Below are 14,948 nucleotides of genomic sequence, written 5' to 3' on the forward strand. Positions count from 1 at the left end.
AACCAAAACGAAAAGAACCCTTGCTAACAATTACAATAGCAAGGGTTCTATTTTTATATATGACTTCCAATGATTAATAATTTACATTGTATTTATTTCAGAACTGCAAAATAAAATGAAGTTCATTGAATTTATATTAAAAATTTGGATAAGTTAAAGCTCATTGTTCATTTTGTCAATTATTGATTGGAGCGGAAAGTAAGAGATTCCTGTGGAAAGTGGGGCAATCGAATATGCTAAAAAACCAGCATCTTGCCAAAGCGATTAGTGAAGCATCTTGGTCACAATTCAGAACCATGCTTGGGTACAAAGCAGAATGTTATGGCAAAGCAGTAGTTGCTGTGTCTAAAACCTTTGCCAGTTCTCAGAAATGTTCGTGATGTGGTTACCGAAACAAAGACGTTAAGAAACTTAACCTTCGTGAGTGGGATTGCTCTTTTTGTGGCACACATCATGATAGAGATAGTAATGCAGAACAAAATCTTAAAAATGAAGCTATAAGACTTCTAACCTTAGGGGACAACGGGGATAGCCTAATCCATTAGGAGCTGATAGGCTTCCGTACTTAGGAATCTCCCACTTCAAACAGCCATCAAGGGTGTTAAGTGGTGAGTAGTTCAATTCGATAGAAACATTGGCTTTAATCCAGCAAGCTTTTTATCTTCCATGAATCCAATGTTTCCAATTTTAAAATCAGTTGCTCAACTTGATCAGTCAATAGAAGTAGTGAAAGTGCCTAAGATCTTTCGGGCAAGGGAGATGAGTTGGGAACGCTCATTCTCAGTTAAACCTTCAACGATAGCATGGATTTGTTGTTCGATCTCATCACCAACTACTTGGATAATTTGACGCCCTTTGGATGTTACTCTTACATTAAATCCCCGTCGGTCATTTGGAGAGACTATGCGCTCGACAAGCCCGTGGCGTTCAGCACGATCAACGAGACCCGTAATACTGGATTTGTTGAGGTTAAGATGACGTGCGAGTTGTAACATGCTTGGTTCACGATCACGCAAAATTCCTAGTAATCGAATTTGAATAATTGAAAGATCATGTTTAGCTCCCATTTGACCTAGAATTTCATGAATTAAGAATGACAGTTGCACCAAGCCATCCACGAGTGTCAAATCATCTTGTATTTTAAAAGGGTCGCTGTTCAATTGATTCACTCCATATCTATCTAAATTTGAACGAATGACATTAATCCTCTCGTTCCACCTTTTTCTTTTGATATTGTATCACATTGGTCCTTGACTTAGTACGTAATACAAACTAAAATATAGTTTGTATCACGTACTAATTATATGCGCAACGGCGCTAATGGAGGTTTTTTATATGTATGCAGCAGTTGTACATTCTTTCGATGCAGCTCCAAAATATGATATTTTTGACACACCACAACCGTGTGGAGAAAATGAAAGACTTGTTGATGTTCTCGCTGCGGGACTGCATCCTATTGTTCGATCTAAGGCAAATGGTTCTCACTATACAAGTACAGATCAGTTACCGCTGATTCCTGGAATTGATGGCGTGGGTCGGCTTTCAGACGGGCAAATGGTTTATTTCGTCAATTTGGATACTGCATATGGGACAATGGCTGAGAAGTCAGTTATCGACCTACGACGAAGCGTACCTGTACCGAAAGAGGCTGATGCGGTTCTAATTGCGGCTGCGATGAACCCAGCGATGTCGTCATGGGTTGCTCTCCGCCGTCGAATCAATTTCCAACCAGGGCAAAAGGTTCTTGTACTGGGGGCAACAGGAAGTTCAGGACAGATGGCTGTCCAAATTGCAAAACTACTCGGTGCGAGTCAAGTCATCGGCGCTGGACGTGATCAGGAACGCCTTAATATGCTTCCTACGTTAGGTGCTGACGATATCATCTCGCTTAAGGGTGATCCAGAGGAGGCTGCCAATCGTCTAGGAGAGGTGGCATCTGAAGTGGATGTCGTGATTGACTATTTATGGGGGAAACCAACTGAACATGCGATGGTCTCATTATTGACAAGAAGATCGGATCGAAGTCGCGCTCTATCTTGGATCCAAATTGGTTCAGTAGCAGGTTCTACAGCTGAGATACCTTCTGCCGCTCTCCGATCCACTAACCTGCAATTAATTGGCAGCGGCATCGGTTCGGTTTCAGCGGCTGATTATATAGGTGAATTACCGGCGCTTATTGAGGCTATTGTAGCTGGCAAACTAAAGGTGAACGCTGTACCATGCCCACTTTCCAAAGTTGAGGAAGCTTGGCAAGCGCCTGCTGATTCTAGCCAGCGTATTGTGTTTGTCCCTACAATTTGATGAAATAAATGAGAATTTAAAACGCTCATTACTAATTTTAATGCAAAGTCTCGGCAATAATATATGGAAATCTTAACACCAAAAAGTTTTTCTGGTGAACATGATAAAGTACCTAATCATTTCCTTCATTATTTACAGGTCGTATAATCATGTGTTCAGAATTAAAGCTTGCCAAAGGAGAAAAAGCCAAAGATACAGCGCTATCTTTGGCTTTTTCGAAAAGGGATAATTAATTTATTTTCGATTTAAGGAATTTCTAAATTCAATTACCTGCTAAATGTTTTTCACGTATTTATAAAATTCATGTTTTAATTTTTGCAATGTTAGCTCATATAACTGACGATCATCAGATGATTTATAAAATTCCACATTTAGTAACCGACGAATAATTAGCTGTTTTTCATTATCCATCACTTTGTCTGAAATATCGTTCATCTTTATCGCTCCTTCAGATATGTGAATTTGAACAACTGATAATTGTTAATATTGAATCATGACTTCGTTATTTAAATAGTTCTCCAATTTCACCTTAAGTTCATTAGATGCTTTTAATTCTTTTATATGATTTATAAATAGCTTTTCGTCTCTTATTTCAAGAGCCTTATCTATTTGAAATTGCAAATAATTTAATTTCAAATCTAAGTCAAAGTCCGTTACGAGTCTTCCTTGGCAAAAATATTGGTCCAAATCTTCAAGGGCTATATAGAAATGCCCTTGGTTATTGATTATAGCTAGAACATACCATCCGTTATTAAAAGGGAAGCTTTGTTCATTAGTGACTTCGATGATATCCATTTTATTAATAGTTAAGGTAGTTAAGTGTATATTACCAGGACAAAAACAGTCAATTTGATGTGTAAACGTTTCTTGTGCGATGAAATACTGAATCATGCCTTTACCTCCCCGTAAAAAAGCGAAATGCAATGTTATTGAGATTCTACTAGAATTATCTTATTGTTCTCTAAACTTATTTCCCCTTAATAAAATGGATTTAAACGCTAGATCTCATGGATTTCTACAATGTCCAGGCCACAGCAAGGGCATGTAGTTTGATAATAGTCATCATCATTTTCTACAAGAATCTTTTCATTGATGTACCCACACCAGTCACATATCTCGATCATCGTTATTTCCATTATTGTACCACCTACTTTTTTTCGGTATGTAAACAAATCTCAGATAAAACTTCAGAAGGAGATAGAAATTAATTGATAATGATTATCATTATCGACTATTATAAATATAAATCAAAATGATTGTCAATTGGGAGGTATGAGGATGAACGCTTTTATCGGATTTGTAAGCATGTCTGGTAATACAGAAGATATCGCAAACACCCTTAAAGAAGGTCTCCTTTCGACAGGGTGTGAAGTAGAAATGGGATATCTTGATGAAATAGAAGGAAATAACATTTTAGATTATGACTGTATTTTCATAGGGACATACACATGGGGGGATGGAGATCTCCCTTATGAAGCGGAGGATTTTTTTGCAGAATTGGATAGTTTAGATTTAACGGAGAAATATGTGGCATGTTTTGGTTCGGGTGATTATGCTTACCCTAATTTTTGCGGAGCAGTAGATATATTTGCCGAAAAATTAGAGGAGAGAGGCTGTCATGTATTTGTACAAAAGTTGAAAGTGGAATTTACTCCTGAAACAGATGAACAAGTGATGGAGTGTCAGCAATTTGCCCAATCCGCTTTTGAATGGATGTTAGAAACGAAGGAAGCTGAGCTTATTTAGCGATGGCTTAGCTACAACATTAATAGGTGATAAACTGGACCAAAGTCAAATTATCACAACTTAAAGGAGGACGGCTTAATGATCGAATCTCAACAAACTACTAATAAAGTATATGAATCATCCATTCTTCTACACACACGCTTCAGACTGATAGAAGCTGTTGTGATGAAAGAGCACTTCAATGGTAATAAGTTGTTATACAGTGAAAGTCCGGCATATATTCTGATTACTTCAGCCAGCCGACATGGACATATTGTGATAGACGGTATTTTGAACAACTTGTCACCAGAGAGGATATATATAATTCATCCTGGGCAGCGGGTCGAGCTCACGTATCCCACAGCTAAAGAGCAAACATTGTATTTGCTCTATTTTGATTTTTCAATGTCGGAAGAAACAGATTCTCAACCAGATTTTTCCAGGATTGAATGGGAGATGAACACCACTCTTTCCTCAGAGCGGTTGCTACCACTTTGCCGGAAAATAACCGATCACTGGTACACCGACGATGCCGCAGACCGATTTGCCAGTGAAGCTGGATTTCAGGATCTGCTTCATTTGTTATTCAAAAAACAAAGGAAAAATGAGAATACTCTTGATCAGGTACGCCAATTTATGGAGCTTCATTATCCAGAAGCTCTTACAGTCGACAATCTAGTGAGAATGGCGGGAATGAGCCGCTATTACTTCATGAGAACTTTTAAGGAAAGATTTGGGCAAAGCGCAATGGAATATCTCAAGGAGGTCCGAATGAACCGGGCGAAACAATACTTGGAGGAAGGACGTACGCTATACGAGATTGCGGAGAAAGTCGGTTATAAAGATTCACAATATTTCAGCAGCCAGTTTAAAAAATATACTGGAATTTCTCCGAGTATTTATATTGCGAACCGAAACGACAAAATTGCCGCATATAGTTGGCCTAATATTGGTCATTTGCTGACATTGCAAATTATCCCATATGCAGCTCCAATTGATCAATTATGGACGGATGAATATAGAAAAAAATATCGTTTCGATATCAAAGTTCCTTTAAGTCATGACTATGATTTTAACCGAGAGGCATTATGGCGTGCGAAGCCGGACAAGATTGTTGCTTTGGAAGAGATGATACCAGAAGAGGAGAAAGAGAAGCTTCGCCAGATTGCTCCAGTATTGTTCTTATCTTGGCATAAGGACAACTGGAGGAGGCATTTGCAAATGACCGCAAAGTTCCTCGATCGGGAAGAGGAAGGGGAAAAATGGCTGGCCCGTTACGAAGAAAAAGTAGCAGCAGTACGCAAGTGTGTTCCTTTTGCAGTTAAACAAGGCACATTGCTTATTCTGAATTTTTGCCCCGAAGGAATTAGAGTGTGGGGAAGAAGGGCAGGAACCGTTCTTTATGACGATTTGCAGGTTGCATACGCCAAAGGCGTTGAACAGATCGAATATACCAAATTCTTAGAAGTGGAGCAATTAGAACAGTTTGATGCGGACGTTCTGCTCGTTCATGTGATGAAGGACCTTCAATCCCAGAAGTTATGGATGCAAGTTCAAAAATCCAGAGCTTGGACAAATCTTAAGTCTATCCGTAACCACAATGTCTATCAAACATCAAGTCCGGCATGGATCGCTGAACCAATTATGGAGTACACGGCTTACCGGCATGAACAATTGTTGCACGAATTGCAACAATTATTTAGTGCCTTTTAAAATGAAAAACTCAGCATCTTTTCGTATTCCTTCGCTTGCATGCCTAATATATAATTTTTAACAATGATAATCATTATCAATAATCCTGCGACTCATATAGGAAGGAGCGTATCTTTGTGCTACGGACATTCTTTTCTTACTATAAACCGTATAAGACTTTATTCTTGATTGATTTTTGTTGTGCTGTTATATCAGGGCTATTGGAATTATTCTTCCCGCTTGTGGTCAACAAGTTTGTAGATAAACTTCTTCCGAGCGGGAATTGGCTGCTCATTTTTTGGGCCTGCTTAGGGCTACTTGCGATATATGCTATCAATAGCCTACTGCAATATATCGTCACTTATTGGGGGCATCAGTTGGGCATTAACATTGAAACGGATATGAGAAGCAAGCTATTTAATCACGTACAAAAGTTGTCTTTCCGTTTCTTTGACAATAACAAAACTGGGAAATTGATGGCTCGTATGACCAGTAATTTGATGGACATCGGGGAGCTTGCCCATCACGGCCCAGAGGATTTTTTTATCGCTGTAATGACTCTTGTCGGTGCTTTTGTTCTAATGTTGTTGATCAATTGGAAACTGGCGTTGCTTGCGGTCGTTATTATACCAGGGCTCATTTACCTGTCTCTTTATTTCAACCGGAAGATGACCTCCGCTTTTGTGCGGATGTTCAAGGATATCGGTGAATTTAATGCTAGAGTGGAGGATAGTATCGGCGGCATTCGTGTCGTTCAAGCTTTTACAAACGAAAAATACGAATCGGAGCGTTTTACCAAAAATAATGAACAGTACCGGCAGACTAAGTTCATTTCCTATAAAATCCAAGCTCAAAACTTGTCCACTAGCTACTTTCTTATGCGGCTAGTCATTTTATTCGTGCTCGTTTGCGGTACTTGGTTTGTAGTAAAAGGGGGAATGACGAGCGGAGAGTTCGTTGGATTCTTGCTTTTATCCAATGTGTTCTTAGGTCCTATTAACAAAATCAATTCCGTGATCGAAAGTTATCCCAAAGGAATGGCCGGCTTCAAAAGCTATCTGGAACTGCTCGAGATTGAACCGGATATCGAGGATTGCCCGAACCCCATTGAAGTGGGTCCCCTACGCGGTGAGATCCAATTCAGCAAAGTAACGTTCGGCTATGAAAATGAAGACAAGGTATTGAAAAACATCGATTTGAAGATTCAAGCGGGAGAAACCGTCGCATTCGTCGGCCCTTCTGGAGCTGGTAAAACAACCTTATGCAGCATGCTCCCACGTTATTATGAAGCGGATTCCGGAACGATTACAGTCGACAGTATCGATATTACTCGAATGAAATTAGATTCCCTGCGTGGGCAGATCGGCGTTGTGCAGCAGGACGTCTTCCTATTCTCAGGCACTATCCGTGAAAATATCGCTTACGGCAATTTGAATGCATCGGATGCAGAAATATGGGAAGCCGTTCGGCAGGCGCAGTTGGAAAAATTTATCCGTTCTCAACCTGATGGAATCGAGACGATCATTGGAGAACGCGGGGTGAAACTATCAGGAGGACAGAAGCAGCGGATCGCAATTGCCAGGATGTTTCTTAAAAATCCACCGATACTCATATTGGATGAAGCTACTTCTGCACTCGATACCGAGACGGAAAAAGCGATACAGCAATCACTAGCTGAATTATCAGCTGGACGAACAACACTGGTGATTGCGCACCGGCTTACGACGATTAAGAATGCGGATAAGATCGTGGTCGTGACGGAACACGGCATCACCGAACAAGGAAAGCATCAAGAATTGATAGCAGCTGGAGGGGTATATAATACGCTTCATGAGGCACAGTTTGGTTCATCATAGTAGATTCAAAAATTCGATAAAAAAGACACCTTCAAGTTTGAAAATGAGTATGAAAATACTTTTTAAAAAACTTGAAGTTTTTTTATTTGGTATTCCTAATCGGGATATTACTTTGTGCTATATATTACGATAAAAAAAGCATTATTTCACATTCTTATCAAGGTAATCATGATATATAATATTTTCATCGATAATGATAATCGTTTTCAATTAAAGGAGGTAACCATGAAAGTATATAAATTAGCTGATTTGCGGGGATTATTACTAATTGTATTAATATTTTCTGTATTGTTAGGTGCTTGTGGAAATAATGCCAACTCAAATATAAGCAGTACTCAGAAGTCTCCACAATCAAAAGAGCCTCAGACATCAACTGTAAAGCATTTTTTTGGAGAAACTAAAATTCCACGACACCCAAAACGTGTTGCTGTTTTTGGATTAGAGGATATCGCACTATCACTTGGTATTCCAATGGTGTATGCGTATGATTTTAAAGGATATTATTTGGATGATCGATTGAAAAAATTAAATATTTCATTGTCCAATAGTGCAGACTTCAAACCCAATCTAGAAGCAATCCTGGCAGCAAGTCCGGATCTTATATTGGTCCAGGCATACTCCGTTGATAAGAAAGGATATGACGAACTCAGCAAAATTGCCCCAACGGTCGCATTTGAACCAGATGCTTGGAAAGCAACCATTAAGGAGCTAGGAAAAGTCTTAGGAATAGAAAGCAAGGCAGAAGATGTAATTCAAGCACGTGATAAAAAGGCTAAGGAAGCGAAGGAAAAGATAATAAATGCAGTTGGTCCAGATAAAACCATGATTTTCATGCGTCCGTCAGATAAAGACCTGCAGGTGTTTTTCCCTAGTTTCAATTTTGCCTACCACGATTTAGGATTAAAGCCGGATAAGAGTATTGCGAAATTTCAAAAGGAGTCTTCTGACGATTGGGGAATCAATACATCCTTGGAAATGCTACCAAGCATTACTGCTGACTATGTGTTTACCATTTACGGTGGTTCTATTTCGACTGAAGAGGATTACCAAAAAGCAGAGGCTGCTGCGCCAGAAGTCGAGAAGCTTCAGGTTTGGAAAGCAATGCCTGCGGTAAAGCAAAATCACGTATTCAAAGTATCTGCTAGACATTGGATGTCTTCTGGTCCAATTGCGGAATCCATGGAAATGGATGATGTGGTCAAGGCAGTAACTGGAGAGTAGTTGGTGAAATTTTTTAATGATGTAGGAAGAGCATGTTTCAAAAAGAGAGACATGTTCTTTCTATTTTTAAACGTTTCAGTGTTTGTATAATGGTCATATTTCTCAATTATAGATGTTGAAGGGAACGGTCCATTGTTTTCCTAAAAGCAATAAATTTCACCAAAGTAGATGTATTTAAAATAATAGTCATTTCATTTATAATTAAAAATACAAATGATAATGATAATCATATTCATTATCAGAAACGAAATACTGTAAAATTTCCATCAATACAAAATATAAAGGTGAATAAAAAATGGGAATGAATGCAATTAAATTAGAAGAAATGGAGATAGAGGAAGTTCAGATTCGTTCACGTCCATTAGCTGCCTTTTTGATTCTGACAGGTGGATTAGCGGTCTTAATCCTTAGTATTGCTCTTGCTATTTCTTTTGGTGCAGCAGATATTAAATTATCGTCTGTTTGGAATGCTGTTTTCCATTTTAATCCGAATCTAAATAGTCATCAGATCATCCGAGAACTGCGTCTTCCGAGGGTACTAGGTGCCGTAATAGTGGGTGCTAGCTTTGCAGTTGCTGGCGCTATTATGCAGGGAATGACTCGAAATCCACTTGCAGATTCAGGATTACTCGGTTTGAATTCGGGAGGTGTATTTGCGTTAGCGCTTTGTTTTGCTTTTTTCCCAGGATTGCCATATTTGTACTTAATTATGTTTTCCTTTCTTGGTGCAGCAGGTAGCGCAGGACTTGTGTTTGGTATTGGCTCCTTAGCAAAAGGTGGGTTAACGCCTTTGCGTCTTGTGCTAGCAGGCGCGGCAGTTAGTGCTTTGTTCAGTGCTTTAAGTGAAGGTATCGCTTTATACTTTCGTATTGGGCAGGATCTGGCTTTTTGGTATGCAGGTGGAGTTGCCGGGACGAAGTGGGGAGAGTTGAAAATTATACTTCCATGGTGCATGGTCTCGATAGTTGCAGCCATTTTTCTTTCCAAATCGATTACATTACTAAGTCTTGGTGAGGAAATCGCGTCCGGTTTAGGACAAAAAACAAAAGTAGTTAAGCTTGTAGGAACCATTATTGTACTAATTTTAGCGGGATCGTCTGTTTCTGTTGCTGGTGCCGTTGGATTTGTTGGACTGATTGTTCCACATATTACGAGATATTTAGTCGGAGTAGATTACCGGCATATTATCCCTTGTTCAGCTGTATTAGGGGGTATATTAGTTTTATGGGCGGATTTTGCTGCAAGAATGATTAGTCCGCCGTATGAAGTACCAATCGGTGCTCTCATTGCATTACTCGGTGTACCTTCCTTCCTCTATCTTGCTCGGAAAGAAAGGAGAGGATTATAAATGGAAATAGTTGAATTATCACCTGCTGAAACGAAGAGAAAAAAAAGAAGTATCGTGACCATGACTTTTTTTGCAGTTTTAATTGTTGTCGTTTTCATTATCAGTATGAATACAGGATTTATTCATTTAACACCGATTGAATTAATCAAAACACTATTCGGACAGGGTACAGATAGGCAACAATTAATTTTATTTGATTTCAGACTACCACGTATTGTTATTTCGATTCTGGTTGGAGCCGCGCTTGCAGTTTCTGGATGTATTATGCAAGGACTTTCTAGAAATGCATTAGCAGATCCTGGGATACTAGGGATTAATGCTGGAGCGGGGTTAGTCATCATGCTGTATGTTGCTTTTTCTCCTATGACAACGGTTGGCTCAGTTATGTTGCTGCCACTGTTAGCTTGGATTGGTTCGGGATTAACTGCTGCGTTAATATATGTTCTTTCGCTAAAAAGAGGGGAAGGTCTATCCCCTACCCGGCTAATTATGACAGGAATTGCGGTTGCCGCTGGGATTAGTGCACTTACCATCGTGTTGACCTTGCGTCTTACTCCAGATCAGTATCAATTTGTGGCAACATGGATGGCAGGAAGTATTTGGGGATCCAACTGGAGTTTTGTTACCGCATTACTTCCGTTTATCATTATTTTATTGCCAATTGTATGCTATAAGGCCCGTGTTTTAAATATATTAAATTTAGGTGATCAGATTGCTCTTGGTTTAGGATCCTCTATCGAAAGGGAGAGATTGCTTCTTCTTGCCGCAGCTGTTGGATTGGCAGGGTCCGCCGTCTCTGTTAGCGGAGGAATCGGATTTGTCGGATTGATTGCCCCACATCTTGTTCGTCGGTTAATTGGACCGAAACATCAATATTTGCTTCCGGGGTCTGCGTTGGCTGGGGCTCTGCTCGTTCTATTATCTGATACAATTGGCCGGATTATTTTACAGCCATCAGAGGTACCAGCAGGGATTGTAGTTGCAGTGATAGGGGCACCTTATTTTTTATACCTGCTCGCTCGTTCGAAAGCTTAATCTATCTTTAATCTGTTTATTTCAAACGGTATTTCCTCGCTTCACATGATTAAAGATAGATACGTAGGAGGAATGGAAAAATGACTAATCGTTTATTAACAAAAGATCTAACCATTGGCTATGGAGAGAACATTATTGTAGATAAATTAAATTTAACGGTACCAAATGGGAAAATTACGGCCTTAGTAGGTGCGAATGGGTCAGGAAAGTCCACCATTTTGAAAACAATGGCGCGAATTATGAAGCCAATGGATGGTGGTGTCATGCTTGACGGGGAATTGATTCATACTAAGTCAACCAAAGAAGTAGCGAAGGAGTTGGCTATCTTACCACAGAATCCAACGGCACCAGATGGTTTAACCGTGTATGAGCTAGTAGGGTACGGGCGCTATCCACATCAGAAAGGACTAGGCACAATGACAAAGGAAGATCGTAAAATTATTCATTGGGCCATTAAAGTAACGGGGATGGGAGATTTCTATGATCGTGCTGTAGATCAATTGTCAGGCGGGCAGCGCCAGCGGGCATGGATTGCGATGGCACTTGCACAGCAAACAAGTATCTTATTTCTGGATGAACCAACAACTTTTCTAGATATGGCTCACCAGCTTGAAGTACTGAAGCTGTTGAAAAGGCTAAATGAAGAGGAAAATCGAACAATTATTATGGTGGTTCATGATTTAAATCACGCCACAAGATTTGCTCATCATATCGTAGCCATTAAATCTGGAACCGTGGTGAGTGCAGGTACACCGAAGGAGGTAGTGACTCCAGAGGTACTACGTGAGGTATTTTCGATTGAAGCAGATATTATTACAGATCCACGTACAGGTGGTACACTATGCGTTCCATATGAGCTGGTGGATGAGGTAGAAAATCATGCAAACTCAAAGGTACGGGAACGAGTAGCCGCCTATTCATAAGGATCTTTATAAGTTTTGCTAGGTTCTTGAATGATGATGAAAAGAAATTGATAGCTTCACTTTTTTAGTGAAAATTGCTCCAAATATCTAACCTTGGGAAGGGTTAAGGAAATTGCAAAATTTAATTTTGTGAAAAATTTGTTTAACGTCTAGCTTTTGCGCCTTGTGCAGCTGCTCTGCTTTGGCACTTTGTTAATTCGAGTAATTCCCTATGCGGACAGAAGATCCTTTATTTGTGACAAAAGGTGGATTTTCAAGAGCTAATCGGACCCAGGTTCCGCTATTAAGGCAAACGAGGTACATTTTTGGATGATTTTGCCCAATAGCAGAATGAGAGTCCGCAAACAGGGAGAAAACAAAGGTTTTCAAGAGAATAGAGGAACGTGTGTCCGATAACGCGAGCTGAAAAGGTAAAGCAGTTTGTCAAAAATGTAGGAGTTTTGTGCTTTCCATATCAAATTGGATAAAAAATGTAACAAAGCACCGATTTGTTTAAAATAGATTAACTATTGTCCATTTTCCTTAAAAAGAAGGTGTATTACAGTTATTTTATTGATAATGATTATAAATTGAAAAGTGAGGTTCCATGATGATTAAGATAAAAAGTAAAACGGGGATATTTAGCCTTGTTATTGTAATGCTTATATTGATGTTGGCAGCTTGTCAGTCAAATAAAGAAGAATCAAGCAACACACAGAATGGGAAGCATGAAAGTTCAGAGGCGAAGACTCGTACATATAAGGATGATACAGGTAAAGAGATTACCTTGCCAACACAACCCAAGCACATAGCCGCCATACAATATATTGGCGATCTATTAGCACTTGGTGTGAAGCCAGAAGCAACGACAAAATATTGGTTGGATACCTATCCAAATGAATTAGCAGGTACTCAGGACATTGGCGATAGGCCGGTTAATGTAGAAAAGCTACTTTCATTGCAGCCGGATCTTATTATTACAGATGATTTAGGTGACAAGCCCGAATTGGAACAGTTAACGAAGATTGCACCAACTGTTTCATTAAAATTTTGGTTAAATGAGCCATTTGCCCATTTGAACTCTCTAGCTGATGTACTTGGTAGACAGAAAGAGGCAAAGACATGGATGGAGAATTATAATAAATCTGCAAAAACAGCGAAGGAGCAGCTTAAGCCTTATATTCAGGGAAACAAAACAGCGCTACTTCTTATTGCTTCCGGCAAAGATTTAGGGGTGTCAGGAGTTCGTAATGGAGGTTATACACTTTATAAACAGCTTGGTTTTATGCCTCCACAAAAATTGCAAAAGCTTATAGATAAAGATGAAAATTTTGGATTTGAACAGGTTTCTTTGGAATCACTAGCTGATTTTTCTGCTGATTATATCTTTATTGAATTGGATGATGATAGCAAGTTGACGAAGGAAACGGCTAACCAGCTTCAATCTAGCAACATTTGGAGAAACCTACCTGCAGTAAAAAATCATCAGGTTTACAAGGTAAGTAATTTTTGGGGACTAGGGGATGCGACCTCAATGAAAAAGCAATTAGATGAAGCAGTTCAGAATATAACAGCCAAATAAAGTTGGTTACAATTGAAAATATAAAAAAACATATAAGTATACTTGTCTAGATACACTAAAATCTATTAAAATAAAAAACCATCATTTTGATTAAAATTTTTTCAAATTAACGGTATTCCTTTGTTGTTATATATGGATTGAATACGTTTTTTTATCAATCTATATTTTTTAAAGCTACACGAGACGTAAGAAAAGGCATGGAGTGTTTACGATATAACACGTATCCATGCCTATTTTAAAATTTTCATCCTATAAAAAATTCATTTCTACTTCTGTCCACTCATTTTCTATTGACCTCTCAATATAATCAATTAGCTCCTCTTTTATCTTATTTATGTTGCCTAACATAAATTTCGATGTCAATTATGTATTCCCCATACGTTTTAATTTTTTCAGAAGATTTTAGAATTGGATGTTTAGTGGTTGATATATTTACTGCAATATATTTACAAATGGATAGGAGTAGATACTGGTAGATATCGAATTATTTCCTTATACTCTACTTACTTTTTATAGAAAAAATTAATGGTGGATAGTACTGCTATTATCCCTAAAGAGTGGAGGATGCTGGAATATAACCAGAGTTCTATGTTGTTTCATAATTTTAGAAATTCACCTGACAATCTGGCATAATAGCGGTAATATAGACAAGGAAAAAAATCTTCAAATGAGGATGAGGTATAAATATGAAAACAATTGCTGTTTATTGTGGTTCTAGTGAAGGTGTGGATCCCATTTATGTTCAGGAAGTAAAGAAACTCGGCCGGCTTTTAGTTGAAAACGGATTGGACCTTGTTTATGGTGGAGCAACAGTCGGATGCATGGGTGCAGTTGCCGATGCTGTTATGGATGCTGGTGGAAAAGTGATTGGTGTCATACCGGAAAAACTACGGAACGTTGAAATTGCACATCAGAATTTATCAGAACTCCATGTAGTGAAGACAATGCATGAAAGAAAGGCATTGATGGCCGAGTATGCCGATGGCTTTCTAGCGCTTCCAGGAGGAACAGGTACTCTGGAAGAATGGTTTGAAGTGTTCACATGGGCACAGCTCGGCTATCACGATAAGCCGTGTGCATTGCTTAATATCAATGATTACTATTCTCCAATTATGACATTATTTGATCATATGATCGAACAAGGATTTGTCAAAAAAGATTATAAGGACCTGATTGTAATAGATAACAATTCAGAGATTCTTCTAGAAAAATTATTGAATTATCAAGGGAAATATATTCATAAATGGTAATGAAGAAACAAGGGGACGGTTCTTGCGTTTCTGAAA

General features: G+C 38.9%; 13 protein-coding genes and 1 pseudogene. 11 read left to right on the forward strand and 3 right to left on the reverse strand.

The window, feature by feature from the left end:
- Nucleotides 1–227: 227 nt before the first annotated feature.
- Nucleotides 228–545, forward strand: a pseudogene (locus tag AC3WJF_RS14585) (zinc ribbon domain-containing protein); the annotation flags it as partial.
- A gap of 165 nt (nucleotides 546–710) precedes the next feature.
- Here AC3WJF_RS14585 and AC3WJF_RS14590 read toward each other — a convergent pair.
- Nucleotides 711–1,160, reverse strand: a complete 450-nt coding sequence (locus AC3WJF_RS14590; RefSeq protein WP_492453400.1) for a MarR family winged helix-turn-helix transcriptional regulator — start codon at nucleotides 1,158–1,160, stop codon at nucleotides 711–713.
- Nucleotides 1,161–1,320: 160 nt separating this feature from the next.
- Between AC3WJF_RS14590 and AC3WJF_RS14595 the strand changes: the two genes are divergently transcribed.
- Nucleotides 1,321–2,301, forward strand: coding sequence for a quinone oxidoreductase family protein (locus AC3WJF_RS14595; protein ID WP_492453402.1), 981 nt, complete (start codon nucleotides 1,321–1,323; stop codon nucleotides 2,299–2,301).
- 273 nt (nucleotides 2,302–2,574) lie between these two features.
- Here the strand turns inward: AC3WJF_RS14595 and AC3WJF_RS14600 are convergent, their stop codons facing one another.
- Together AC3WJF_RS14600 and AC3WJF_RS14605 are read right to left on the reverse strand one after the other, a co-directional pair.
- On the reverse strand, nucleotides 2,575–2,736 hold the full coding sequence (locus AC3WJF_RS14600) for a Fur-regulated basic protein FbpA (RefSeq protein ID WP_492453404.1): 162 nt from the start codon (nucleotides 2,734–2,736) through the stop codon (nucleotides 2,575–2,577).
- Nucleotides 2,737–2,781: 45 nt separating this feature from the next.
- Entirely contained in the window at nucleotides 2,782–3,192 is a 411-nt protein-coding gene (locus tag AC3WJF_RS14605) for a hypothetical protein (RefSeq protein WP_492453406.1), read from the reverse strand.
- A gap of 387 nt (nucleotides 3,193–3,579) precedes the next feature.
- Here AC3WJF_RS14605 and AC3WJF_RS14610 point away from each other — a divergent pair, with 387 nt between their 5' ends.
- The 9 genes from AC3WJF_RS14610 to AC3WJF_RS14650 all read left to right on the forward strand — a co-directional run bounded on the left by AC3WJF_RS14610 (nucleotide 3,580) and on the right by AC3WJF_RS14650 (nucleotide 14,912).
- The gene (locus AC3WJF_RS14610; protein ID WP_492453408.1) at nucleotides 3,580–4,047 is read left to right on the forward strand and encodes a flavodoxin; all 468 of its coding nucleotides are present in this window, start codon (nucleotides 3,580–3,582) and stop codon (nucleotides 4,045–4,047) included.
- A gap of 78 nt (nucleotides 4,048–4,125) precedes the next feature.
- Entirely contained in the window at nucleotides 4,126–5,739 is a 1,614-nt protein-coding gene (locus AC3WJF_RS14615) for an AraC family transcriptional regulator (RefSeq protein ID WP_492453410.1), read from the forward strand.
- Between the two features lie 116 nt (nucleotides 5,740–5,855).
- Nucleotides 5,856–7,574, forward strand: a complete 1,719-nt coding sequence (locus tag AC3WJF_RS14620) for an ABC transporter ATP-binding protein (protein ID WP_492453412.1) — start codon at nucleotides 5,856–5,858, stop codon at nucleotides 7,572–7,574.
- Between the two features lie 225 nt (nucleotides 7,575–7,799).
- A complete protein-coding gene (locus AC3WJF_RS14625) occupies nucleotides 7,800–8,795 on the forward strand; it encodes an ABC transporter substrate-binding protein (protein ID WP_492453414.1) in 996 nt (331 codons plus the stop codon).
- Nucleotides 8,796–9,090: 295 nt separating this feature from the next.
- Complete coding sequence (locus AC3WJF_RS14630) at nucleotides 9,091–10,143, forward strand: FecCD family ABC transporter permease (protein WP_492453416.1); 1,053 nt, start codon at nucleotides 9,091–9,093, stop codon at nucleotides 10,141–10,143.
- A complete protein-coding gene (locus AC3WJF_RS14635) occupies nucleotides 10,144–11,178 on the forward strand; it encodes a FecCD family ABC transporter permease (RefSeq protein ID WP_492453418.1) in 1,035 nt (344 codons plus the stop codon).
- Between the two features lie 80 nt (nucleotides 11,179–11,258).
- A complete protein-coding gene (locus tag AC3WJF_RS14640) occupies nucleotides 11,259–12,101 on the forward strand; it encodes an ABC transporter ATP-binding protein (RefSeq protein WP_492453420.1) in 843 nt (280 codons plus the stop codon).
- Between the two features lie 589 nt (nucleotides 12,102–12,690).
- Nucleotides 12,691–13,662, forward strand: a complete 972-nt coding sequence (locus tag AC3WJF_RS14645) for an ABC transporter substrate-binding protein (protein WP_492453422.1) — start codon at nucleotides 12,691–12,693, stop codon at nucleotides 13,660–13,662.
- 686 nt (nucleotides 13,663–14,348) lie between these two features.
- Nucleotides 14,349–14,912 carry an LOG family protein gene (locus AC3WJF_RS14650; protein ID WP_492453424.1) on the forward strand — a complete coding sequence of 188 codons (564 nt, stop codon included), beginning with the start codon at nucleotides 14,349–14,351 and terminating at the stop codon, nucleotides 14,910–14,912.
- Nucleotides 14,913–14,948 lie beyond the last annotated feature (36 nt).

It is taken from the genome of Heyndrickxia sp. FW510-T9 (assembly GCF_058781025.1).